Origin of the sequence: Burkholderia sp. EMB26, from assembly GCF_024730645.1 — a bacterium.
In the GTDB taxonomy this organism is placed as follows: Bacteria; Pseudomonadota; Gammaproteobacteria; order Burkholderiales; family Burkholderiaceae; genus Burkholderia; species Burkholderia cenocepacia.
On sequence record NZ_CP078071.1, the window covers coordinates 2,595,036 to 2,617,338 of the forward strand.

The 22,303-nt window shown below is 68.9% G+C and carries 21 protein-coding genes and 1 pseudogene; 10 read left to right on the top strand and 12 right to left on the bottom strand.

What is annotated here, in order from left to right; all coding sequences use genetic code 11:
• Nucleotides 1-547: 547 nt before the first annotated feature.
• Nucleotides 548-2,551, top strand: coding sequence for a cyclic di-GMP phosphodiesterase (pdeR, locus tag KU887_RS28370; RefSeq protein WP_006495698.1), 2,004 nt, complete (start codon nucleotides 548-550; stop codon nucleotides 2,549-2,551).
• 48 nt (nucleotides 2,552-2,599) lie between these two features.
• On the opposite strand, the gene KU887_RS28375 is transcribed toward pdeR, so the two are convergent.
• Together KU887_RS28375 and KU887_RS28380 are read right to left on the bottom strand one after the other, a co-directional pair.
• Nucleotides 2,600-3,463 (bottom strand): crotonase/enoyl-CoA hydratase family protein, encoded by an 864-nt coding sequence (locus KU887_RS28375; protein WP_006488766.1) that lies wholly within the window; start codon nucleotides 3,461-3,463, stop codon nucleotides 2,600-2,602.
• Nucleotides 3,464-3,730: 267 nt separating this feature from the next.
• Nucleotides 3,731-4,078 (bottom strand): hypothetical protein, encoded by a 348-nt coding sequence (locus KU887_RS28380; RefSeq protein WP_258256400.1) that lies wholly within the window; start codon nucleotides 4,076-4,078, stop codon nucleotides 3,731-3,733.
• Nucleotides 4,079-4,155: 77 nt separating this feature from the next.
• On the opposite strand from KU887_RS28380, the gene KU887_RS28385 reads away from it, so the two are divergent.
• A complete protein-coding gene (locus KU887_RS28385) occupies nucleotides 4,156-6,072 on the top strand; it encodes a DUF3857 and transglutaminase domain-containing protein (RefSeq protein WP_258256402.1) in 1,917 nt (638 codons plus the stop codon).
• A 69-nt stretch (nucleotides 6,073-6,141) separates the two neighbouring features.
• Nucleotides 6,142-6,306 (top strand): hypothetical protein, encoded by a 165-nt coding sequence (locus KU887_RS28390; protein ID WP_164530824.1) that lies wholly within the window; start codon nucleotides 6,142-6,144, stop codon nucleotides 6,304-6,306.
• A gap of 43 nt (nucleotides 6,307-6,349) precedes the next feature.
• Here KU887_RS28390 and KU887_RS28395 read toward each other — a convergent pair whose 3' ends face one another.
• Nucleotides 6,350-7,399, bottom strand: coding sequence for an AraC family transcriptional regulator (locus tag KU887_RS28395; protein WP_258256404.1), 1,050 nt, complete (start codon nucleotides 7,397-7,399; stop codon nucleotides 6,350-6,352).
• Between the two features lie 70 nt (nucleotides 7,400-7,469).
• Between KU887_RS28395 and KU887_RS28400 the strand changes: the two genes are divergently transcribed.
• A complete protein-coding gene (locus KU887_RS28400; protein WP_006488787.1) occupies nucleotides 7,470-8,672 on the top strand; it encodes an MFS transporter in 1,203 nt (400 codons plus the stop codon).
• A 49-nt stretch (nucleotides 8,673-8,721) separates the two neighbouring features.
• Here the strand turns inward: KU887_RS28400 and KU887_RS28405 are convergent, their stop codons facing one another.
• Entirely contained in the window at nucleotides 8,722-9,600 is an 879-nt protein-coding gene (locus KU887_RS28405) for an aldo/keto reductase family oxidoreductase (protein WP_258256407.1), read from the bottom strand.
• 104 nt (nucleotides 9,601-9,704) lie between these two features.
• On the opposite strand from KU887_RS28405, the gene KU887_RS28410 reads away from it, so the two are divergent.
• Nucleotides 9,705-10,604 (top strand): LysR family transcriptional regulator, encoded by a 900-nt coding sequence (locus KU887_RS28410; protein ID WP_258256408.1) that lies wholly within the window; start codon nucleotides 9,705-9,707, stop codon nucleotides 10,602-10,604.
• 7 nt (nucleotides 10,605-10,611) lie between these two features.
• On the opposite strand, the pseudogene KU887_RS28415 reads toward KU887_RS28410, so the two are convergent.
• From KU887_RS28415 to KU887_RS28425, 3 genes and pseudogenes are all read right to left on the bottom strand, one after another.
• Nucleotides 10,612-10,809, bottom strand: a pseudogene (locus KU887_RS28415) (transcriptional regulator); the annotation flags it as partial.
• A 28-nt stretch (nucleotides 10,810-10,837) separates the two neighbouring features.
• Nucleotides 10,838-11,599 carry an isocitrate lyase/phosphoenolpyruvate mutase family protein gene (locus KU887_RS28420; protein WP_109341965.1) on the bottom strand — a complete coding sequence of 254 codons (762 nt, stop codon included), beginning with the start codon at nucleotides 11,597-11,599 and terminating at the stop codon, nucleotides 10,838-10,840.
• A 149-nt stretch (nucleotides 11,600-11,748) separates the two neighbouring features.
• Nucleotides 11,749-12,216, bottom strand: coding sequence for a MarR family winged helix-turn-helix transcriptional regulator (locus tag KU887_RS28425; RefSeq protein WP_084751297.1), 468 nt, complete (start codon nucleotides 12,214-12,216; stop codon nucleotides 11,749-11,751).
• A gap of 81 nt (nucleotides 12,217-12,297) precedes the next feature.
• Here KU887_RS28425 and KU887_RS28430 point away from each other — a divergent pair, with 81 nt between their 5' ends.
• Together KU887_RS28430 and KU887_RS28435 are read left to right on the top strand one after the other, a co-directional pair.
• Nucleotides 12,298-12,666: a hypothetical protein gene (locus KU887_RS28430; protein ID WP_006488774.1), complete on the top strand. Its 369-nt coding sequence runs from the start codon at nucleotides 12,298-12,300 to the stop codon at nucleotides 12,664-12,666.
• Nucleotides 12,667-12,759: 93 nt separating this feature from the next.
• Nucleotides 12,760-13,377, top strand: a complete 618-nt coding sequence (locus KU887_RS28435; RefSeq protein ID WP_006488786.1) for a glutathione S-transferase family protein — start codon at nucleotides 12,760-12,762, stop codon at nucleotides 13,375-13,377.
• A 60-nt stretch (nucleotides 13,378-13,437) separates the two neighbouring features.
• Here KU887_RS28435 and KU887_RS28440 read toward each other — a convergent pair whose 3' ends face one another.
• From KU887_RS28440 to KU887_RS28455, 4 genes are all read right to left on the bottom strand, one after another.
• Entirely contained in the window at nucleotides 13,438-14,160 is a 723-nt protein-coding gene (locus tag KU887_RS28440; protein WP_006495687.1) for an HAD family hydrolase, read from the bottom strand.
• A gap of 24 nt (nucleotides 14,161-14,184) precedes the next feature.
• Entirely contained in the window at nucleotides 14,185-15,156 is a 972-nt protein-coding gene (locus KU887_RS28445) for an ornithine cyclodeaminase family protein (RefSeq protein WP_258258454.1), read from the bottom strand.
• Nucleotides 15,157-15,265: 109 nt separating this feature from the next.
• The gene (locus KU887_RS28450; protein ID WP_058902737.1) at nucleotides 15,266-16,396 is read right to left on the bottom strand and encodes a DSD1 family PLP-dependent enzyme; all 1,131 of its coding nucleotides are present in this window, start codon (nucleotides 16,394-16,396) and stop codon (nucleotides 15,266-15,268) included.
• 101 nt (nucleotides 16,397-16,497) lie between these two features.
• Nucleotides 16,498-17,457 carry a LysR substrate-binding domain-containing protein gene (locus tag KU887_RS28455; RefSeq protein ID WP_058902738.1) on the bottom strand — a complete coding sequence of 320 codons (960 nt, stop codon included), beginning with the start codon at nucleotides 17,455-17,457 and terminating at the stop codon, nucleotides 16,498-16,500.
• A gap of 155 nt (nucleotides 17,458-17,612) precedes the next feature.
• On the opposite strand from KU887_RS28455, the gene KU887_RS28460 reads away from it, so the two are divergent.
• From KU887_RS28460 to KU887_RS28470, 3 genes are all read left to right on the top strand, one after another.
• The gene (locus KU887_RS28460) at nucleotides 17,613-18,488 is read left to right on the top strand and encodes a LysR substrate-binding domain-containing protein (RefSeq protein ID WP_006495682.1); all 876 of its coding nucleotides are present in this window, start codon (nucleotides 17,613-17,615) and stop codon (nucleotides 18,486-18,488) included.
• Between the two features lie 249 nt (nucleotides 18,489-18,737).
• Nucleotides 18,738-19,880 carry an iron-containing alcohol dehydrogenase PsrA gene (psrA, locus tag KU887_RS28465; RefSeq protein ID WP_006495681.1) on the top strand — a complete coding sequence of 381 codons (1,143 nt, stop codon included), beginning with the start codon at nucleotides 18,738-18,740 and terminating at the stop codon, nucleotides 19,878-19,880.
• Nucleotides 19,881-19,895: 15 nt separating this feature from the next.
• The gene (locus KU887_RS28470) at nucleotides 19,896-21,341 is read left to right on the top strand and encodes an MFS transporter (protein ID WP_034202764.1); all 1,446 of its coding nucleotides are present in this window, start codon (nucleotides 19,896-19,898) and stop codon (nucleotides 21,339-21,341) included.
• Nucleotides 21,342-21,360: 19 nt separating this feature from the next.
• Here the strand turns inward: KU887_RS28470 and KU887_RS28475 are convergent, their stop codons facing one another.
• Nucleotides 21,361-22,275 (bottom strand): NAD(P)/FAD-dependent oxidoreductase, encoded by a 915-nt coding sequence (locus KU887_RS28475; RefSeq protein ID WP_006495679.1) that lies wholly within the window; start codon nucleotides 22,273-22,275, stop codon nucleotides 21,361-21,363.
• Between the last annotated feature and the right edge of the window lie 28 nt (nucleotides 22,276-22,303).

Below are 22,303 nucleotides of genomic sequence, written 5' to 3' on the forward strand. Positions count from 1 at the left end.
CGGACGTCCCGCGCCGGGCGCGGGGGAGACTATTGCAACGAACTGTGGAATAAAGCCGCGCATTCACGCGCGAACGGAATCAAAAATGGCGGAAAACCGGATGGCGGCATGTGATTCGACCCTGCCGCGACGGCCGCCCCGAAGATCCGTCCCCTTATCCATGAATCGGCCGCAAATGCCCGCCAGACGGGGATTCCGGGCCGTCTCGCCGGCCCCGATTCGCCGCGCGTCATCCGCTCCGTCGCATGCTGCCAATCATGAAAAATCCGGCTTGCCAATCGAGTCCCGATTCCTTGACACTCTGCTCTAAATGTGAGTGCCAATCCTCATCGTCATTTGATAAGATGGCTCTCATCATTCGTAAGGCAGAACCTGCGCGTCACGCGCGAACGCCGGTCGCATTAGCTGGAAACAAGGACGGGACGAGGCCCGCTGTCACGGCAATCACGGCTGCCCTGCCGGGCACGCGCACGGCGCGGCCCGGGAAGGCGGTCGGCCCACTCGCCTCCGACTACACTGTGCGTTTTTTCTGGATCGGGGCGTGTCCATGGATGACGAAAACGATAGCGCGGTGCTCGAGGCGCACGTCGGTACGCGCAGCCCCTGCTGGCGTCTCGGCAGCGACAGCAACGCGCTCGAACTGGCCGCGGTCCGCGGCCTGACCAACGTCGCGATCGCGCTGACGGTCGAGCAGGCCGCGCGCATCCGCGCGCTGACCGGCGTCACGTCGCACCTCGTGCTCGACATCGTGCTGTTCGGCAACCCGGTCAGCCTCCATCTCGTCGGCAGGAAGGTCAATACGGTCGACTGGGCCGGCACGGCGTCCGCCTATTCCGATACCGAATCCGTCGCCGGCGACCTGTCGCACGGGCTCGCGTTCGCCGAGCAGGTCGTGTCCGAAGTGAATTCGCTCGTCGTGATCCTCGACCGCAACGGGATGGTGCAGCGCTTCAACCGCCTGTGCGAGGAAGTGACGGGCAAGCGCGAGGTCGACGTGATCGGCCGCAGCGCGTTCGAGCTGTTCATGAGCCCCGAGCAGGGCGCGCAGTCGCGCAGCAACATCACGGGCTTCTTCGCGAGCAACCAGTCGTTCGCGGTCGAGCGCTACATCAACACGGTCAACGGGCCGCGCCTGTTCCAGTTCCGCAACAAGTTCGTGCAGAGCGGCAGCGGCGTCGACGAGCAGTACCTGATCTGCTCGGGCATCGACATCACCGAGGAGCGCAACGCGCAGCAGCGGCTCACCGAGCTCGCGAACACCGACGTGCTCACCGGGCTGCCGAACCGTCATGCGATCAGCGAGCGCATCCACGCGGCGATCGCCGCGGAGAGCGAGCAGACGCGCGGGCAGGTCGGCATCCTGTTCCTCGATCTCGACAACTTCAAGCGCGTCAACGATCACTACGGGCACATCACCGGCGACCGCCTGCTGCAGGACGTGTCGGCGATCATCAGCGGCTGCCTGCCGTCCGGCGCGACGCTCGCGCGGCTCGGCGGCGACGAATTCCTCGTGCTGTTCGAACAGGGCACGCGCCCGCTGCTCGAAGCGACCGCGCAGATCATCCTCGAGCGGCTGCGCACGCCGATCCATCTCGGGCTGATGGAGGTCTACACGAGCTGCTCGATCGGCATCGCGATGCATCCGCAGCACGGCGATTCGCTCGAGACGCTGATCCGCAGCGCCGATACCGCGATGTACGTCGCGAAGGAAGAGGGCAAGCATACGTATCGCGTGTTCTCGCTGGAGATGAACCAGAAGGTCGCGAAGTACATGTGGCTCGACACGAACCTGCGCAAGGCGCTCGAGGAAGAGCAGTTCGTGCTGCATTACCAGCCGGTCGTCGATATCGCGACGGGCGACGTGCACGGCGTCGAGGCGCTGATCCGCTGGCAGTCGCCCGATCGCGGGCTCGTCGCGCCGGTCGAGTTCATCCGTTTCGCGGAAGAGTCGGGGCTGATCGCGCCGCTCGGACGCTGGGTGATGCGCACGGCAGCCGCGCAGGCTGCCGCGTGGAAGGCGAAGGGGCTCGGCATCCGGATCGCGGTGAACGTGTCCGCGCGGCAGTTGCAGGACATGAACATCGTGCATCAGTTCGCGTCGATTCTCGACGGCGCGGGGCTCAAGCCCGGCCTGCTCGACATCGAGCTGACCGAGAGCTGCTTCATCGAGGACGAGGACGCGGCCATCGGGCTGATGCGGCAGTTCCGCCAGCTCGGCGCGGAGATCCATCTCGACGATTTCGGCACCGGCTATTCGTCGCTGTCGCAGTTGTCGCGGCTGCCGCTCGACGCGATCAAGCTCGACCGCACCTTCATCACGGCGATCGACCGCAATCCGCGCTCGCAGGCGCTGGTGCGCTCGGTCGTGTCGCTCGCGAAGGCGCTGAATTTCGCGGTGGTCGCCGAAGGCGTCGAAACGCATGCGGAAGCCGAATTCCTCAAGCAGCTCGACGTCGATCACGCGCAGGGCTACTACTACGCGCGGCCGATGCCGGCGCAGGCGTTCGAGGCGTGGCTCGCGGAGACGAGAAAGCTCAGGCTGATCGCCTGAGCGTCGTTCCGGACAAGGCGCCGCCGGCCGTCGGCGGCGCCCGTCGCATTACACCGTGCGCAGCTTCGACACGCGCCGGTTCTGCAGCATCACCAGGCGTTCCATGTACGCGAGGTCCTTCGGCTCGATCGTGAACGCCGCATGGACCCACGCTTCCGTGATGTCCATCAGCTCCGAGCGCGACAGCTGGAACACGCGTTCGCGGGCGCGCAGCATCGCACGGATGCCGTTCAGCTTGGGCTTCGTCACGTCGATGAAGGTGCGCGTCGCGAGATACGCGTCACCGGCGTCGAACGTCTCGTCGATCAGCCCGCAGTCTTCGTACCACTCTGCCGCATGCGCTTCGCCGGTTGCGATCAGCGATTCCGCGAGGCCGCGGTTCGCCTTGCGCGCGACCAGCGAATAGCCGCCCATGCCCGGGAACAGGTTGAACGCGATCTCGGGGAACCCGAGTTTCACGCCCTTCTGCGCGAGCACGTAGTGATGCGCGAGCGCGGCCTCGAAGCCGCCGCCGAGCGCGCTGCCCTCGACCATCGCGATCGAGATCGCGCCGGTGCCGAAGCCCGTGTAGATCTCGTACACGCCGTCGATGCACGAGCGCGCATAGGCCATCAGCTGGTCGCGCCGGCCGCTGCGGATCGCGTCGACGAAGAAACTCAGGTCGCCGCCGACGTTGAACAGCTCGGGGACGAGCGAGCCCGTCACCCAGAAGTCGAACGTGAGGCCCGAGTCGCGTGCGACGCGCGCGAGATGGATGATGTCGGTGACGAGTTGCTGGTTGAAACACGGCCGCGGCTCCGATCGCAGCATCATCCACATGACGTTACGGCCTTCTTCGTAGAAGGCCGTCAGTTGCGAGAGTTCGCCGGCTTCGTAAAACGGCCGGCACGCCGGATGGGATTGGAGTTGCATGGTATGTCCTCGTGAGATGTGGTTTTTAAAGACCGTCGCGCCATGCGCCATGCGGGTATCGGGTTGCCCGCCGGGGCGCCTGGCGCGAGGCATCGCCATTGTTGCGCGCGCACAAAAGTCGAATTGCGGGGAACAACGCACGAACGGAAAACCCGTGCGGCTTGCGTTCGAACGAAAGGGCGGGTGACGACGAAGGGCGGGACGACGGGTTGAGGTCGGTGGGGGAGGGGACTCGAGTGGAGCGGGCGCGCCGGCGTCGCCGGTCGCTTACGCGCTGAAAGCGACGTCAGGACGCCGATCCGCTGTTGCGGATCGGGTCGACCGGCGTGGGGGCGATTCGTCTCGTCGCGAGCGAGAGGGCGCGCGCGGCGCGCATGGCCGCTCGGCCTCGATCGGCTTCGGATGCCGCCGTTCGGGATGCAGCACCGTTGGCAGCGTGCCGAACAGGATCACACGCAGCCACGCGAACGCCATCACGCGGTCACCGGTTGCGCAAGCGTCACCGATCGGCATGAGGTCTCCTTCCCGCTGGCGCGGCTTGACGCTCGCCGGCCCGTCGCCCACACTGGGCCGCACGACGGCCGCGCGTGCGAGTGCGCGCGAGAGGCTTGTCATGCGCGCGTCCTGCGGTACGACTCCCGCTCCGGCGCGCGGCGCTGACGCCCGGCAACGAACGCGCGGAGAGCTTCGACGTGGTGCGTTTTTATTCCCGATGGACCGGCTGCCTGCTTGCGTGCGCCGTGGCGTTCGGCACAGGTATGGCCGTGGCCGACACGCCCGACTCACATGACACGCCGGATGCTCGCGACGCGGGCGAGACGGCGCCCGTCACGCTCGTCAGCGACGTCCACGAATTCGTGATCCAGCACGACGGTTCGCTCGACGAGCACGACGATTCGACACTGCGCGCGAACGACGCGAACGGGATCGACACGGTCGCGCAGCGCTACGTGTGGTTCGACAAGCATCTCGAGAAGGTGGAACTGCTCGCGGCCGAGACGATCGACCGCGACGGCGTCGCGCATCCGGTCGGCGCGGACGGCATCCGCGACGTGCAGGAGCCGCGTTCGGCCGGTGCGCCGACGTTCCAGGACGGGCTGCTGCGCACCGTCGTGTTTCCCGGCGTCGAAGCCGGGTCGAGCACGCGCGTCGCGTTCCGCAAGACCCGCACGAAGCCGGTCAATCGCGGCTACTTCGGCTACACCGTCGAGCCGTCGCGCGAGCCGGTCGACAGCCAGCGGCTGATTTTCGACGTGCCGGCCGACATGCCGCTGTACGCGGATGCGCGCGGCTACGTCGCGCTGCCGCCGGTCACGGCGAACGGTCGCACGCGTTACGAGTTCGACTACCGGCACGGCGCGTACGATCGCATCGAGAGCGGCGCGGTCGGCTATCCGACCTACGGCGACCGGCTCGTCGTGTCGACGCTGCCCGACTACGCGGCGTTCGCCGCGCGCTACCGCAACGCGGCCGTCGACCCGGGCGCGAACGATCCGGCCGTCGTGCAACTGGCGCGCGCGCTCACGGCGGGTGCCGCCGAGCCACGCGACAAGGCGCGCATCCTGTACGACTGGGTGCAGGCGAACGTGCGCTACGTCGGGCTGTTTCTCGGCGAAACGGCCGCCGCGCCGCATCGCGTGACCGACATCCTGCGCAACCGCTACGGCGACTGCAAGGACCACGTCGCGCTGTTCGGCGCGTTGCTCGCGGCGGTCGGCATTCGCAGCGAACCGGTGCTGATCAATCTGGGCTCGGTGTACACGCTGCCGTCCGTCCCCGGCTACGGCGCCGGCGCGATCAATCATGCGATCACGTGGCTGCCCGATCTCGGCCTCTACGCGGATACGACGACGGCCGGCATCGCATTCGGCTACCTGCCGCCGATCGTGATGGATCGCCCGGCGCTGCTGGTCGATACGGGCGTGCTGTCGCGCACGCCGGCCACGCAGCCGCGCGCCCGCACCGCGCGGATCTCGATCGATGCCGCGCAGCCGGGCGCCGCACGTGTTCAGGCCTATGTCGAGGACGACGGCTGGACCGCCGAACTCGAACGCAACCTGTTTCGCCGCGCGTCGCGCGAGCGCATCGCGCAGCTCGCGACCGAGCGCCTGCGGCAAAGCGGCCTGCGCGGCCGCGCGCAACTGTCGACCAGCGACCGGCGCGTGACGGACGGGCCGTTCGACGTGACCGTCATCGGCACGCTCGATCATTTCGTCTGGCCGGACGGCACGACCGCGTTGCCCGCGCTGTCGAGCGTCACGGGCGGTATCGCGACCCAGGTCGAGACCTGGCTGGCCGAGCCGGTGCGCACGCAGCCGTGGGGCTGCATCGGCGGCGCGTTCGACGAGACCGGCCAGATCGCGTTGCCGGCGGGCGTGGTCGTGACCGACCTGCCGGCCGATACGGCCGTGCACGACCGCTTCGTCGATTTCACGTCGCATTACGTGTTCGATGCGGCCGCGCGCGTCGTGCAGGTCACGCGGCGGATGAACGCGGATTTCGGGCGGCAGGTCTGCACGCCGGACGAATTCGCGGCGCTGCGCGCGTCGCTCGAGCGCATCGAGCGCGACACGCAGACGCAGATCGTCGTGCGGGCGAAGCAGCGTTGAGCGGCGCGGGCACGGCATTCGCTCCGGACGGGCGAATCACCGGAATCGCCGACGCGCAGGAGGGACATCATGACGGAACGGGATCACGAGATCGCCGAACTCTCGAAGGAATTGCTGGGCCGGATCGTGCAGGGTACGGTCGCGGCCGGCGCGCCCGTCGACGTGGAGCAGTGCGCGGCGCTCGCCGTGCAGTGCGCGACGGCGCTGGTCGACCGGCTCGACGCGTTGAAGTGACGGCCTGCGGGCCGGCACCGCCGCCGGCCCCGCGCGCCGCGCGTTACGCTTCGGCGGGTACGTCGCCGTCCGCGCGCACGGCGCCCGGCGGCTTGCCGACCACGCGCTTGAACGCACGGCTGAACGCCGCGAGCGAACCGTAGCCGAGCCGGTACGCGACCGCTTCGATCGTCTCGCGGTCGCGGGCGATCCATTGCGCGGCGAGCCGCATCCGCAGCTCGGTGAGGTAGCGCACGGGCGTCATCCCGGTGGCCGCGAGGAAGCGCTCGGCGAACACCGAGCGCGACACGCCTGCCTCGGTCGCGAGCTCCGCGACGCTCCAGTTGCGGCCCGGGTCGCGATGCAGCGCGACGATCGCGCGGCCGAGCTTCGGCTCGCGCAGCGCCTGCACCCAGCCGGTCGCATCGCCGCATCCGCATTCGACCCAGCCGCGCACGATGAACGCCGCGACCACGTCCGCGAGCCGCGCGAGGATGCCCGCGAAGCCCGCGCGCGCCGTGCACGCCTCGCGTTCCATCGCATCGAGCATCGGGCGGATTTCCGGGTAGCGCGCGAGCAGCGTGCCCACGTGCATGAACGCGGGCATCGTGCCGACCAGCGGCTGCATGCCGCCGAGGTCGAGTTCCATGCAGGCGCTGAAGATCAGCGCATCGCCGGCGCCGGGTTCCTTCGTCGCGCAGCTCGTGGGCGACACGCCGGCCGACGCCACCGACGCGACCGTATCGCAGATCTTCGCGATCTCGAAGCCGTTGATCTCGCGGCTCGGCACATCCGGATCGGACACCAGCGCGTGCATGCCGCCGTGCGGCAACAGGATCGCGTCGCCGGCCTCGAGCCGCATCGTGTCGCCCGACGCGTCGCGCAGCAGCACGGGCCCGCGCACGACGAAATGGAACTGCGCGCGGCCCGGCGCATGGCCGAAATTCAGCCCGAACGGCCGCGCGACCTGGATGCGGCGGTACTGGACGCCGCTCAGGCGCATCCCCAGCAGCAGCTCGCTGACGAGGTCGTGCGTGTCGGGAGTCGGGGGCAGAAGGGGCTCGGACATATCGAGATACGGACGTTCGATCAACAAGAACGGATTGTATGTCATAGACCGTCCTGCCGCCGTTCCTTACGATACGCCCTCATCAGTACTTTCCCTGACCGACACGGAACCTCGCATGAATCCCGGAATCTCCTCGGCCGCCTCGACGGCGGCCCCCCGCGAACCGGCCTGGGGCGCGGTATTCGCGATGGCGCTCGGCGTGTTCGGGCTCGTCACGGCCGAATTCCTGCCGGCGAGCCTGCTCACGCCGATGGCCGAGAGCCTCGGCGTGACCGAAGGCGTGGCCGGACAGGCCGTCACGGCCACCGCCACGGTCGCGCTCGTCACGAGCCTGCTGATCTCGGCGCTCACGCGCACGATCGACCGGCGGCGCGTGCTGCTGGTGTTCTCGGTACTGCTCGTCGCATCGAATCTCGCCGTCGCGTTCGCGCCGAACCTGGGCGTGCTGCTGATCGGCCGCGTCGTGCTCGGCATCGCGCTCGGCGGCTTCTGGACGATGGCGACCGCCACCGCGATGCGGCTCGTGCCGACGGCGATGGTGCCGCGCGCGCTGTCGATCATCTTCAGCGGCGTGGCGGTCGCGACCATCGCGTCCGCGCCGATGGGCAGCTACTTCGGTCACCTGATCGGCTGGCGCAACGTGTTCCTGATCGCGGCCGTGCTCGGCGGCCTCGCGTTCGTGTCGCAGCTTCTCACGCTGCCGTCGATGCCGCCGAGCGGCACGACGCGGCTGCGCACGCTGATCGACGTGCTGCGCCGGCCGACCGTCGGCCTCGGGATGTTCGCGACGATCCTCGTGTTCACCGGCCATTTCGCGTTCTTCACGTATCTGCGGCCGTTCCTCGAACAGGTCGCGGGCGTCGGCGTGAACGGGCTGTCGGCGATCCTGCTCGGCTACGGCATCGCGAACTTCGTCGGCACGTCGCTCGCGGGCCGCGTGCTCGAACACCGGCTGCGGCCGATGCTGATCGGCATGCCGGCGCTGATGGTCGTGCTCGGCATCGCGCTCGTCGTGCTCGGCCGCGCGCCGATGATCGACGCGGTGCTGGTCGCGTTGTGGGGAATGGCGTTCGGCGGCGTGCCGGTCGCGTGGTCGACGTGGGTCACGCGCACCGTGCCCGACGAAGCGGAGAGCGCGGGCGGGCTGATCGTCGCGGCGATCCAGCTCGCGATCGCGACGGGCGCGGCCGCCGGCGGCGTCGTGTTCGACGCGAACGGCGCGGCAGGCGTGTTCGTCGGCGCGGCGATCGTGCTGGCGGTGGCGGTCGCGACGATCGTGACCGGCGTGCCGAAGCGGGTGGGCGTGGTCGCGTCCTGACCGGCCAGGCGGCCCGCGTGGTACGGGCCGCCGACCGACCGTCCGCGCGTCAGGTGGCGCTGGCGCCCGCGATGCGGTCGAGTGCCGCGAGCGCGTCGGCCGGCAGAGCGAGATCGGCTGCCGCGAGATTCTCGCGCAGATGCGCGACCGACGACGTGCCGGGAATCAGCAGGAGATTCGGCGCGCGGCGCAGCAGCCACGCAAGCGCGACCTGCATCGGCGTCGCGCCGACGCGGGCGGCGACGTCGGACAGCGTCGACGACTGCAGCGGCGAGAAGCCGCCGAGCGGGAAATACGGCACGTACGCGATGCCGTCACGGGCCAGCGTGTCGATCAGTGCATCGTCGCCGCGATGCGCGATGTTGTAGTGGTTCTGCACGCAGACGATGTCGCAGATCCGCCGGCCTTCTGCAACCTGCGCGGGCGTGACGTTGCTCAGGCCGATGTGCCGGACCAGCCCGCGCCGTTGCAGTTCGGCGAGCGTGGCCAGCGGCGCTTCGATCGATCCCTCGGCCGGCCCGTGCGTGTCGAACATGATGCGCAGGTTGACGACGTCGAGCACGTCGAGCCCGAGGTTGCGCAGGTTGTCGTGCACGGCCCGTTCGAGTTCGTTGGGCGCGAAGGCGGGCAGCCACGACGCGTCGTCGCCGCGGCGCGCGCCGATCTTGGTGACGATCACGAGATCGTCGCGATATGGATGCAACGCGTCGCGAATCAGCCGGTTCGTCACGTGCGGGCCGTAGAAGTCGCTGGTGTCGAGATGGTCGACGCCGGATTCGACGGCTTCGCGCAAGACCTTCAATGCGGCGTCGCGGTCTTTCGGCGGGCCGAATACACCGGGGCCGGCGAGCTGCATCGCGCCGTAGCCGATCCGTCTGACGTGGCGATCTCCGAGCCTGAAGGTGGCGGTGTGGCGAATGTCGGGCATGACGCGCTCCTGTCGATGAGATGAATGAATGCGTTCAGCATAGGGACATGTCGTCTGCGCGATAAGCCGGCATAATTCGCACGGGTTGTACGAAAAGGCGAACAATGCAAACCGATCTGGGCGATCTGAACGCGTTCATGGCCGTGGCGCGCGCCGGCGGATTCCGCGACGCCGCGCGCATGACGGGCCTCAGCGCGTCGGGGCTGAGCGAGGCCGTGCGCCGGCTGGAAGCGCGGCTCGGCGTGCGGCTGCTGCATCGCACGACGCGCAGCGTCGTGCCCACCGAAGCCGGCGAGCGCCTGCTCGCGCGCCTCGGGCCCGCGCTGACCGAAGTGGCGGCGGCGCTCGATGGGATCGACGAATTCAGGGGCCGACCGGCCGGCACGCTGAAGCTCAACGTGCCGGTCAGCGCATCGCGGCTCGTGTTGCCGGCGATCGTGCCGCGCTTTCTCGAGGCGTATCCGGACATCCGGCTGGAAGTGACCGCCGACGAAAATTTCGTCGACGTGCTGGCGGCCGGCTGCGACGCGGGCATCCGCTACGACGAACGGCTCGAACAGGACATGATCGCGGTGCCGATCGGCCCGCGCATCCAGCGGTTCGCGACCGCGGCGGCGCCCGGCTATCTCGACCGGCACGGCCGGCCGCGGCATCCGCGCGACCTGCTTGGCCATCGGTGCCTGCGCGGACGCTTCGCCAGCGGCGCGATGCCGCCGTGGGAGTACGAGCGCGACGGCGAGGTCGTGCGGGTCGAGCCGGCCGCCGGGCCGCTGCTGGTCCAGATCGGCGGGGCGACGGAGCTGATGGTCGACGCGGCGATCGCCGGGACGGGGATCCTGTATCTGTTCGAAGACTGGGTGCGCCCGCATTTCGAAAGCGGTGCGCTCGAACCGGTGCTCGAACCGTGGTGGCGGCCGTTCTCGGGGCCCTTTCTGTATTACCCGGGGCGGCGTCTCGTGCCGCCGGCGTTGCGCGCGTTCATCGATTTCGTCAAGGCATCCTGAACGTCGGTCAGCGCACCGGCGCGTGCGCGTCGAGCAATTGCCGGTGGCGCGCGTCGGTCGCGTCGTCGGCCGGAAACATGCACTCCATGCGCAGCTCCTGCGCGGCCGCGCTTTGCGGCGTACCGATCGTCGTGATCGGCGAGAAGTAGCGCAGCACGACGCCTGCGTGAACAAAGCCGATCGGGGTGACCGGCAGCGGCGGCGCGGCGGCCGCCCGCCGCCCCGCGAATCCGTCAGCCGCCTTGCTTGACCAGCGCCGCCAGCGTCTTCATTGCCTGCAGATACGGATACGGCCCGTGGCTGATGCGCGCCACGCCGTACTCCGCGAGTTCCGCGAGCGTCGGCGTTTCCGCGACGCGCATCACGTTCACCGGCAGCGGCGACGCGGCCGTCAGCGCGCGAATGAGCGCCGGCGAGCGCAGGCCGGGCACGAACAGGCCGTCGGCGCCGGCCGCCGCGTACGCGCGGGCGCGCGCCAGCGTCGCGTCGAGCAATCGTTCGTCGTGCGTCTCGGTTGCCGCCTTGAAGAACACGTCGGTGCGCGCGTTGATGAAATAGGCGACGCCCGCGCGATCGGCCGCCTGCCGGGCCGCCGCGATACGGGCCGCCGCTTCGTCGACGTCGCGCAGTTCGCCCGTCGACGGAAAACTGTCTTCGAGATTGCAGCCGATCGCGCCGGCCCGGATGCTCATCGCGATCGTCTCGGCGACATCTTCCGGCCGCTCGCCGTAGCCGCTTTCGAGATCGACGGTGACGGGCAAGTCCGTCGCACGCACGATCCGCTCCAGCACCTCCATCATCAGCGCGCGCGGCATCTGCTCGCCGTCGACGAAACCGTTGGCTGCCGCGACCGACCAGCTGCCGGTGGCCAGCGCGACGGCGCCGGCGTCGGCCACCGCGCGCGCACTGCCGGCGTCCCACACGTTGAACAGCGCCAGCGGCTGGCCCGCGCGGTGAAGCGACCGGAAAATCGCGCCCTTCTCGTTGTTGCCCATGCTCGTCTCCTTATGGATACCGGATCGGTTGTCGTGCCGAGCGATATTGCCATCGAATCGGGCGGTGCGACGGACGCCGGCAATGTCTGCTGACAGCGCGTGACAGGAAGTGCGCATGATCGCCGCCGCTGGGCGATCCGCGCGCCGCCTCAGTCGCGCGAACCCGGATCGATCGACAGCGTGCGCAACTGGCCGCGCAACTGGTCGACTTCGCCCGGCGCGAACGGCCGCTCGATCTCGGCATGCGCGCGCTGCCACAACGGGAACGCCTCGGTCAGCAGGTCGTGCCCGGCCCGAGTCAGTTCGAGCAGGCGGCTGCGCCGGTCGTCCGGATCCTGCGCGATCGTGACGAGGCCGCGCCGCTCGAGCGGCTTGAGCGCCGCGGTGAGCGTGGTGCGATCCATCGCGAGCAACGACGCAACCGATTTCATCGGGGCCGGTTGCGGCCGGTTCAACGACATCAGCAGCGAAAACTGGCCGTTGGTGAGGTCGAGCGGGCGCAGCACATCGTCGAAGATGCGCGCCAGATTGCGCGCCGCGCGCTGCATGTGCAGGCACAGGCAGCAATCGCGCACCATCAGCGTCGTTTCGAAGGGAAGCTTTTCTTTTCGTGCCATGTTGCAATTGTGTTGATATCAACCTATCTTGTCAAGGTCGAGGCGCGGCAACCCGCCGCGTCCGTCATCGGAGGAGAAGGCATGAGTGCGCAACAACAGTTGTATCTCGCCGTATTTCTCGGGACCCGGGACAGCCCGGCGATGAAGGCATGGATGGCGCTGCCGGAGGACGAGCGGCGCACGCGCGAGCGCGACGGCATCGCCGCGTGGCATGCGTGGGTCGAGCGCCATCGCGACGCGATCGTCGAACTGGGCGGCCCGCTCGGCAAGACCAAGACCATCGACGCCGGCGGCATCCGCGACACGTCCAATGCGCTGAGCGGCTTCAGCGTCGTGCGGGCGGCATCGCACGAGGCGGCCGCCGCGCTGTTCGAAGGTCATCCGCATTTCACGCTGTTCCCGGGCGTGTCGGTCGACGTGATGCCGGTGCTGGCGATTCCGGGCGCATGAGCGACGCGTGAGGCCGGACACGACGTGTCGCCCGATGCGATGCGCGTGGTCCGGATGCAGACATTTTCCCGACATTCTGGATGGAGATGGGCGATGAAGCTTTACGGATTTGCCGGCACCCGCTCGCAGCGGGCGCTGTGGGGTCTGAAGGAACTGGATGCGGATTTCGAATTCGTGTCGGTCAACCTGCTCGAGGGCGAGCACAAGCGGCCCGAATTCCTGCGCCTGAATCCGGCCGGCAAGGTGCCGGTGCTGGTGGACGGCGACCTCGTGATTCCCGAGTCGGCCGCGATCGTGCTGTATCTCGCGGACAAGTACCCGGAGAAGGCGCTGCTGCCGGTCGAGCCGGCGCTGCGGGCGGAGGCCTATCGATGGGTCATGTTCGCGGTGACGGAGCTCGAGCAGCCGCTGTGGCGGATCACGCGCCATACGTTCATCTATCCGCCGGAGAAACGCTCGCCGGCCGATATCGAACTGGCGCGCGAGGATTTCACGACGATGGCCGCGATTCTCGACAAGCATCTCGAAGGGCGCGAATTCATCGTCGGTGATTCGCTGACGGTGGCCGATTGCGTGACGGCTTACCTGATCGACTGGGCGAGCGAATGCCACCTGATCGAACCGTTCCCGCAACTGCGCGCGTATCTGGAGCGGCTGTATGCGCGGCCGAAGGCGCCGCAGCGGATCGCGGAGGCGCGGAAGGCGGCGTGACAGTGAAACGGGTGCCGGGTCATGCGCCGCATCGGCGTGACCCGCCGCGTCCGCGTGCGATCACGAGACCGTGTCGGGTCCGCCGAGCGCACGACACAGCATCGCCAGATCGCGCAACGTGAGATGCGGTGTCGCCGCCTGAGGCGGAGCCGGTTCCCCGCCCGCCCGAGGTTCGCGCACGACCCACGCGGCCTGAAGCCCCGCATTCAACGCGCCGACGATGTCGAGGTGGAAGTCGTCGCCCACATGCAGCAATTCGGCCGGCCGCACGCCGAGTGCGTCCGCCGCCGCATGGAAGATTTCGGGTTCCGGCTTGGCGAAGCCGAATACGCGCGCGCTGAGCGTCGTGCGGAAGAATTCGCCGCCGCCGGTCAGCCGGAGATCCGCGTTGCCGTTGGTGACCGCGATCAACGGAAAGCGGGCGCTCAACCACGCCAGCGCCGGCAGCGCGTCTTCATAGAACTCGACGCGATTGCGCGCCGCATAGAAGACGTCGTAGGCCCGATCGGTCAGCGAGACATCTTCGTTCGCGCGTTCCAGCGCCAGTCGGATCGAGCCGATTCGCATCGCGCGATAGTCGCTGGCGAGATCCGGATACAAACGTTCGTATTCCTCACGGAGCGCGCTGAGCGCCTGTTGCGTCGGCAGCACGCGCTCGGTATTCGGCGCGTGCTCGAGCAACCATGCGCGAAGCGTCGCTTCGGCCCGGACGACGGACGGCCCGAACGGCCACAGGGTGTCGTCGAGGTCGAACGACAGGGCGGAAACTTGGGTGAGACGCATGGCGGTTGAAAGCGGGAAGTCGTGTTACCAGGGCCACGGAACGGCGGTTCCGGTGCCGTTGTCGACGGCGTGCCGATACAGGAAGCGCGCGACGGTCAGGTCCTGAAGCGCGAGGCCCGTCATGTCGAAGACGGTGATCTCGTGCGCGGCACGGTCGACCGATGCCGCACCCGCGAGGATGTCACCGATTTCCGTGCGCGGCAAATCCGGCGCCCACTGGCACTCGCCGATGCCGCGCGCCTGATCGTGATCGTCCACGACGATGCGCGCGCGTTCCAGCACGCCAGGCGGTAGTTCGCGCTTGCCCGCGGTATCGGCGCCCACGCAGGTCAGGTGGGTGCCCGGCCGAACCGCATCCGCGTCGAACAACGGCCCGCCGCCGGGCGTGGCCGTGATCACCACGTCGCTGTGGGCGACCGCATCGTTCCGGTCGCGCGCCACGCCGATCGTGCATCGTTCGACGAAGTGCGATTCGAACGCCGGGTCCGGCTCGCCGCCGACGTTCACGTATTGCACCGTGCACCGCTGCGGCAGCAGCCGGAGCGCGTAGTCGAGCTGCACGCGCGCCTGCACGCCCGTGCCGAACACGCAGATCCGCGTGCTGTCGCGGCGTGCGAGCTGTTGCAGCCCGAGGCCGCCCGCGGCGCCGGTCCGCGCGGTGGTGATCGCGTTGCCGTCCATGATGCACAGCGGGCGGCCCGTCGCCGGATCGAACAACGCGACGGTCGCCTGATGCGGCTCGCCGCCGCGTGTACGGTTGCCGGGCCAGAACCCGGCCGCCTTGAAACCGAGCAGATCCTGGCCGGCGACGTCGCCCGACTTGATGCCGAACACGCCGCCGGTATGCAGCTTCTCGCGCACCACCGGGAATACGCGTCCGGCCCTTTGACTGTGCAGCACGAAGGCTTCGCGCACGGCCGCCATCACTTGCCCGGCTTGCAGGGCGGGCTCGACGGCATCGCGGTCGAGGAGAAGGAGGCGGGCGTCGGTCGGCATGGTCGGGGGTGCCTGTCCGGCACGAGACGAATCGAGGGTGTTTAAAGTTTGTCCAGAACTGGATAAATAGTCAATGCGCGGATGGCGCGGCATGGGCGCCGGACTTCGCTCACCACCCGTAGAAGCGTGGCCACGTCTGCGCGGCGTCGTCGTCGCCGATCGCGTGGTAGTCGGGATGTTGCGCGCCGGTCGCGCACGCGTGATTCGGCAGGATGCGCAGGCGCGTGCCGATCGGAAACCGCCGCGCGATGTCCGTATCCGGCGTGCCCGCGCGCGACACGATCCCGTGTTCCTGGTTGGCGGCGCTCATCAGGTAGTCGTCGAGCACTTCGCCGGCTTCGGTGCAGATTTGCCCGTAGCCGAAGTCGCGTGCCTGGCGCTGCGTGCCGCGGTCGCGGCTCATCGCCATCCAGCCCGCGTCGACGATCGCCCAGCCTTTCTTTTCCTGATGACCGATGACCGTGGTCAGCACCGACAGCGCGATGTCGGACTGTTCGCACACGCCGATGTTGTGCATCACGAGGTCGAACATCACGTACACGCCGGCGCGCACTTCGGTCACGCCGTCGAGCCGCTCCGCCGCCAGCGCGGTGGGCGTCGAGCCGATGCTCACGACCGGGCACGGCAACCCGGCGGCCCGCAGGCGCTCCGCGGCCCGCACGGTGCGGCTGCGCTCCTGTTCGGCAATCGCGGCCAGCGCGTCGGGCGTGTCGTATTCATAGCTGGAGCCCGCATGAGCGAGCACGCCGCCGAGCAGCATGCCGCCGCCGGTCAGCGCGCGGCCGACGTCGATCAGCAGGTCGGCTTCGGGCGGGATGCCCGAGCGGTGGCCGTCGACGTCGACTTCGATCCATACGTCGAACCGTTCGCCGTGCTCGCGCCCGAAGGCGGCGATCGCCTGCGCGGCCGGCAGGCTGTCGGCGACGATCTTCAGGTCGCAGCCCTGCCGGCGCAGCGCGAGCGCCTGCGCGAGTTTGGCGGGCACCATGCCGACCGCATAGACGATGTCGCGGATGCCGTGCGCGAAGAACTGCTCGGCTTCCCTGAGCGTCGACACCGTGATGCCTTGCGCGCCCGCCGCGATCTGCGCGTCGACGACGTGCCGGCATTTGGTGGTCTTGACGTGCGGCCGGAACCGGACGCCGAGTGCGTCCAGATGCGTTTGCATGCGCGCGATGTTGCGCTGCATGCGGCCGACGTCGATCAGGGCGGCCGGGGTATTGAGCGTATGAAGGTTCACGAGGTGTCCGATGGCGTGGTTGCCGATGCGGACACTGTAGGGCGGTTGGGCCGCCTCGTGTTTAATGCGCGGCTAATCTTCCATTAAGCCGCATTTAACACTCATGCCTTGCCGCGCCACGGCGGCGGATCGAGAAACCGCCGCGCGGCGTCGAGAAACACCCGCTGCCGCGCGGAGCGGCCGGTACGCGACGGCAACAGCGCCGTCACCGGCGCGGCCGGCAGGTTCCAGCCGGGCAGCAGCCGCACGAGCTTGCCGTTCGCCAGCAGCGGCGCGACGTCCCACTCGGAGCGCTCGACGATCCCGAGCCCGGCGAGCGCCCATTCGGTGATGACGGTGCCGTCGTTGGACGACAGCGCGCCGCTGACGCGGATGACGGTAGCCCGCCGCGATTCGCCGTCGACGCCGCTGCCGGGCGAGAAGCGCCAGCGCGGGATGTCTTCGTCGTTCTCGCGCAGGCACAGGCAGTCGTAGCGCGTCAGCTCGGACGGATGCTTCAGATCCTTGAGGCGGCGCGCGTACGCGGGGCTCGCGCACAGGAAGCGCTCGTTGGGGGCGAGCGGATAGCCGATCCACGACGACGACTTGAGGCTGCCGACATGGACGACCACGTCGGCCCCCGCCGCGCTCGTCAACGGGCTTTCCGACAGATGGAGCGAGATGTCGAGTTTCGGATGCGCGCGCTGCAGGTCGCGCACGATCCGTGCGACGTATTTGCGGCCGAAGCCGAGCGGGGCGACGACGCGCAGCGTGCCCTGCACGTCGCCGTGGTCGCCCGCGAGGCTGCCCGGCAGCGCTTCCACGCGCTCGAGAATGCCGACGGCTTCCTGGTACAGCCGCTGCCCTTCGTCGGTCAGCGCGATCCCTTTCGGCTGCCGCACGGCGAGCCTTGCGTTCAGCCGTGCCTCCATCCGCTGCAGGCGAATCGTGACCGCGGGCGGCGTGAGGTCGAGCAGCCGGGCGGCAGCGGCCAGGGAGCGCGACGTGCCGATCGCGCGGACGAGTCGAAGGTCGTCGAGGTCGAGCATTTCATGGCTCTTAATGCCGGTGATGTCGAGCATTAAACCGCACATCGTGCGGCGAAGCCATCGACGCGGCGTCGAGGGGCGGCGACAAGCTCGACCGGAACGCGCCTGTCACATTCGCCCGATACATTGAATTTTTCGATGCCATCCGGCATTCGGCACGTATTTCCCGATCGATTCGACCGCCCGTCATGACACTGACCCAGCTTCGCAGCTTCATTGCCGTCGTCCAGCACGGCGGTTTCACCGCGGCCGCCCGCGCGCTGTCCACCAGCCAGACGACGATCACGTCGCAGATCCAGACCCTCGAACACGAACACGGCGTCGAGCTGTTCCACCGCCGCGGCCGGCGCGTCGAGCTGTCGGCGGTCGGGCTCGAATTCCTGCCGATCGCGCGCCGCATCTGCAGCGACGAGAGCGATGCCGCCGCGCTGCTGCGCGACAGCGGCGCATTGCAGCGCGGCTCGCTGAAGATCGGCGCGGTCGGCCCGTTTCACGTCACCGAGATGATCGACGCGTATCACAAGCTGCATCCGCACATGCACCTGTCGGTCGCGCTCGGCAATTCGGAAACCGTCTTGCGCGATCTCGACGAGTACGTGTGCGACGTCGGCGTGGTGGCCCGCGCGTTCGAGGACGCGCGCTACTTCACGCAGCGCTATGCGAGCTTTCCGGTGATCGCGTTCGTGCGCTCGACGCACCGCTTCGCGACGCGCGACGCGATCACGCTGCACGAACTGGCCGGCGAGCCGCTGCTGATGCGCGAACCGGGCTCGACGACGCGCCGCGCGCTCGAAGACGCGATGGCAGCGGCCGGCCTGACGCCGCGCATCGCGATGGACATCGGCAGCCGCGAGGCGTTGCGCGAGGCCGTCACGCGCGGGCTCGGCGTCGGCACGGTATCGAAGGCCGAATACGTGCCCGACGAGCGGCTGCGGCCGCTGCGCATCGACGGCGACCCGGTCGAAACCCATATCCACGTGTGTTGCCTGAGCGAACGGCGCGGCAGCCGGCTGGTCGCGTCGTTTTTCGATGCGGTCGCGCGGTGCCGGCCGCTCGACGCGTGACCGCGGGCAACGACGCACCGGCATGCGGCGGCGATCGATCGAAAAATTCGGTCGATCCATAGCCGATGACCGGGATTTTCGATCATGAACGCGTCATCGCGGATGCCTAACCTGATGCTCGTCCCCATTCCATTCAGGTGCGAGCATGTATTGCGCGGAAGATCGGTTTTTCGTATTGGTTCGTCATGCAGAATATCGGGTCGTGAACGGACAAGTGTGCGATACGCGGCGTCGCGCGGGAGCGGCGGCATGAGCGACTGGCACTTCCACAATCCCGTGCGGATCCGCTTCGGCGTCGACGCGCTCACGGATTTGAGCGATGCGCTCGGCGGACGCAGCTATGCGATCGTCACGTATCCCGATGCCGTGTTCGCGCGGCTGGCCGACCGTGTCGAAGCGCAGCTCGGGCCGGCGCTCGCGCGGATCGACTGCGTCGAGGCGAACCCGTCGGTGCCGATGCTGCGACGCGCGTGCGAGCGGCTCGCCGCGCTGTCCGCCAAACCGGACGTGCTGATCGCGCTCGGCGGCGGCTCGGTGATCGATTCGGCGAAAGTGCTCGCCGCCGAACACGGCGATTTCGATCGCGTGCTGCGCATCCTGTCCGGCGCCGCGGGCACGACGGGCGACGCACCGGTGCGGCCTGCGCTGCCGATCGTCGCGATCCCGACCACGGCCGGCACCGGCAGCGAAGTGACGCGGTGGGCGACCGTCTGGGATCCGCACAACGCGCGCAAGCTGTCGCTGTCGCGGCCCGATCTCTTTCCGGAAACGGTGATCGTCGATCCGCGCCTGATGGTCGGCCTGCCGATGCAGCCGACGCTCGCCAGCGGTCTCGACGCGTTGTCGCACGCGCTCGAAAGCATCTGGAACGTCCATGCGAACCCCGTCACGCGCGGCCTTGCCGTGCAGGCGGCACGCGAACTGATGCACGGCCTCGGGCGCGTGAATGCGCACCCCGACGATCTCGACGCGCGCAGCGACATGGCGCTCGGCGCGCTGCGCGCGGGGCTCGCGTTCTCGAATACGCACACCGCGCTCGCGCACAGCATTTCCTATGCGATCACGCTGACGCGCGGCGTCGCGCACGGCATCGCGTGCTCGTTCTGCCTGCCGGCCGTGATGCAGGCGGCGCTCGGCGTCGACGCCGCGTGCGACGCCGCGCTGCGCGAGATCTTCGGCGATACGGCGTCCGCCCCCGCGCAGCTCGTCGCATTGCTCGACGCGCTCGGCGTCGCGAGCCACCCGGCCGCGTACGGGATCGACGCGCCCGAATGGGCGCGCATCGTGGATCACGCATTCGACGGCGCACGTGGGCGCAACTTCATCGGCACCCGCGCGCGCTTCCCGCATTTCGACTTCAGCCCGGAGCAGCCCGAGCGGGCGCTTCACTGACGAGGAGCCCTCATCATGCAACCGTCTCATCCGATCGAAACGGACGCGCTCACGCGTCTCGACAACCTGCCGTGGACCCGCTTCCACACGCTGATGCTGGTCGCGCTCGGCGTCGGCTGGGCGCTCGATTCGTTCGAAACCAACATCATCGGCAGCGTGTTCGGCGTGCTGAAGTCGCACTGGCACCTGAGCGCCGCGCAGGGCTCGCTCGCGGTCAGCATCTGGGTGTTCGGGATGCTGGTGGGCGCGATCGCGTTCGGCTATCTCGCCGACCGCTATGGCCGCAAGCGCCTGTTCCTCGCGACGCTGCTCTGGTACGCGTGCTTCAGCGTCGCGACCGTGCTGTCGTGGAACTACGAATCGTTCCTGTTCTTCCGCGCGATGACGGCGCTGGCCGTCGGCGGCGAATATTCGGCGGTGACCGCGACGATGGGCGAATTCATTCCGACGCGCCATCGCGGCCGGACCGACGCGCTGATCCTGTCGGGTTTTCCGGTCGGCGCGCTGCTGTCGGCGGCCGTGTCGTATCTGGTGCTGAACCAGTTGCCGCCCGAGTGGGCATGGCGCGTGGGCTTCGGCCTCGGCACGACGATGGCGCTGGTGTTCTTCTGGATCCGCCGCGTGATTCCGGAATCGCCGCGCTGGCTGATCCAGCAGGGGCGCGTGGCGGAAGCCGAAGCGATCGTCGAGCAGATCGTCGCGAGCGTGGCGCGCGCGCCGCGCGCGCAGGCCGACCGCGCGCAATTGACGAAGCGCTACACGCCGACCCGCTTCGCGCACCAGGCGCCCGCGTTCTGGCGCAACGTCGGCGAACTGTTCGGCGCGTATCGCGCGCGCTGCGCGCTGGCCGGCGCGCTGAACTTCTCGCAGGCGGCCGTCGTGTACGGCGTGCTGTCGCTGATGGCGCTCGTGCTGCTGCCGTACCTGAAGGTGGCGTCGACGGACATGCCGATCTACTACATGATCGGCAACGCCGCGGCGCTCGCGGGCGGCATCGTCGCGGCGTTCCTGGTCGAGGCCTGGGGGCGGCGCGCGTCGTTGTTCGCAAGCTATACGTTCACCGTCGCGGCGATCGTCTTCATCTATGCGATGCATGCATTGCCCGGCATGGTGTTCGGCTACTGCCTGATCCAGTTCGGCGTCACGTGGGCGTACATCTCGGGCTATGTGGTGTCGTCCGAAATCCTGCCGACGCGGATTCGCGCGACGGGGCTCGGCGTGTCGGTCGCGATCGGCCGGCTCGGCGCGGTGATCGCGCCGCTGATGCTGACGAATGTTTACGCAATATCGGGCTCGCCGTCGGCCGCGCTGGTCGTGCTGCTGGTGCTTGCGCTGCCGGGGCCGCTCGCGGCCGGCCTGTGGTGGCTCAACGGGCGCGAGACGCGGCGGATTTCGCTGGAAGCGTGCAGCGCCGAGGGGGACGCGCAGCCGGCGGTGGACGCCGCGCCGCGCGCGGCGTGACGCCCGGCTGCCCATCCACCTACGCGTCCAGCCCGAAAACCAGCGACCGGTGCGCGCCCACGCCGGCCGCCACACCCGATGCCGACGCGAACGTCGCGTTGGTCATCAGGCTCGACGCGTCGCCGGCCGCATATACGCCGGCGACGCTCGTCCGCTTCCACGTGTCGACGCGAATCGCGGTGCCGAGCGGCCCGTCGTCGAACGCGCAGCCGAGCTGCTGCGCAAGGTCGCTCGCCATGTCGGTGCGCGCGCCGATGAACAGTGCGTCGATCGACACGAGCTGACCGTCGGCGAGCCGCAGCGCGTCGATACGCGGCGCATCGCCGAGGATCTCGACGACCGGCGAGCGCTCGATGCGCACGCCGCGCGCGGCGAGCAACGCGGCTTCTTCGTCGTTCGGTTCGACCACGCCCTGCGTGAACCACGTCGTCGGGCCCCAGTCCGGAATCAGGATCGCCTGATGGACCGACAGCGGATGCGTGGCGAGCACGCCGAGCCGCTGGCCGCTGACCTCGTACCCGTGGCAGTACGGGCAATGCAGCACGCTGATGCCCCAGCGTTCGGCCAGCCCCGGCAGCGCGGGCAACGCGTCGCGGATGCCGGTCGCGAGAATCAGCCGGTCGGCGCTCGCGCGGCTGCCGTCGGCCAGCGTCACGTGAAAGCGCCCGTCCGCGTCGCGCTCGGCGGTGCGTGCCTCGCCGTCGATGCGCTGCACGGTCGGATACGCGGCGAGCTGCGCACGCGCTTCGGCGACGATCTGCGCGGGCGGCTTGCCGTCCTGGCCGAAGAAGCCGTGCGCGTGTTCGGCAAAGCGGTTGCGCGGCCGACCGGCGTCGATCACGAGCACGCGGCGGCGTGCCCGCGCCAGTTGCATCGCGGCCGACAGCCCGGCGAAGCTGCCGCCGATCACGATCACTTCATGATGGGAATGCATGCATCAACTCCTTTCTGGACCTGCGTGA

Bases quoted from the DNA above. Each gene is read 5' to 3' on its own strand.
- KU887_RS28375 (WP_006488766.1), bottom strand. From the start codon at position 3,463: ATGCAACTCCAATCCCATCCGGCGTGCCGGCCGTTTTACGAAGCCGGC.
- KU887_RS28380 (WP_258256400.1), bottom strand. From the start codon at position 4,078: ATGACAAGCCTCTCGCGCGCACTCGCACGCGCGGCCGTCGTGCGGCCC.
- KU887_RS28390 (WP_164530824.1), top strand. From the start codon at position 6,142: ATGACGGAACGGGATCACGAGATCGCCGAACTCTCGAAGGAATTGCTG.
- psrA (WP_006495681.1), top strand. From the start codon at position 18,738: ATGAGCGACTGGCACTTCCACAATCCCGTGCGGATCCGCTTCGGCGTC.
- pdeR (WP_006495698.1), top strand. From the start codon at position 548: ATGGATGACGAAAACGATAGCGCGGTGCTCGAGGCGCACGTCGGTACG.
- KU887_RS28470 (WP_034202764.1), top strand. From the start codon at position 19,896: ATGCAACCGTCTCATCCGATCGAAACGGACGCGCTCACGCGTCTCGAC.
- KU887_RS28410 (WP_258256408.1), top strand. From the start codon at position 9,705: ATGCAAACCGATCTGGGCGATCTGAACGCGTTCATGGCCGTGGCGCGC.
- KU887_RS28455 (WP_058902738.1), bottom strand. From the start codon at position 17,457: ATGCTCGACATCACCGGCATTAAGAGCCATGAAATGCTCGACCTCGAC.
- KU887_RS28435 (WP_006488786.1), top strand. From the start codon at position 12,760: ATGAAGCTTTACGGATTTGCCGGCACCCGCTCGCAGCGGGCGCTGTGG.
- KU887_RS28425 (WP_084751297.1), bottom strand. From the start codon at position 12,216: ATGGCACGAAAAGAAAAGCTTCCCTTCGAAACGACGCTGATGGTGCGC.
- KU887_RS28475 (WP_006495679.1), bottom strand. From the start codon at position 22,275: ATGCATTCCCATCATGAAGTGATCGTGATCGGCGGCAGCTTCGCCGGG.
- KU887_RS28445 (WP_258258454.1), bottom strand. From the start codon at position 15,156: ATGCCGACCGACGCCCGCCTCCTTCTCCTCGACCGCGATGCCGTCGAG.
- KU887_RS28405 (WP_258256407.1), bottom strand. From the start codon at position 9,600: ATGCCCGACATTCGCCACACCGCCACCTTCAGGCTCGGAGATCGCCAC.
- KU887_RS28420 (WP_109341965.1), bottom strand. From the start codon at position 11,599: ATGGGCAACAACGAGAAGGGCGCGATTTTCCGGTCGCTTCACCGCGCG.
- KU887_RS28395 (WP_258256404.1), bottom strand. From the start codon at position 7,399: ATGACATACAATCCGTTCTTGTTGATCGAACGTCCGTATCTCGATATG.
- KU887_RS28440 (WP_006495687.1), bottom strand. From the start codon at position 14,160: ATGCGTCTCACCCAAGTTTCCGCCCTGTCGTTCGACCTCGACGACACC.
- KU887_RS28460 (WP_006495682.1), top strand. From the start codon at position 17,613: ATGACACTGACCCAGCTTCGCAGCTTCATTGCCGTCGTCCAGCACGGC.
- KU887_RS28400 (WP_006488787.1), top strand. From the start codon at position 7,470: ATGAATCCCGGAATCTCCTCGGCCGCCTCGACGGCGGCCCCCCGCGAA.
- KU887_RS28430 (WP_006488774.1), top strand. From the start codon at position 12,298: ATGAGTGCGCAACAACAGTTGTATCTCGCCGTATTTCTCGGGACCCGG.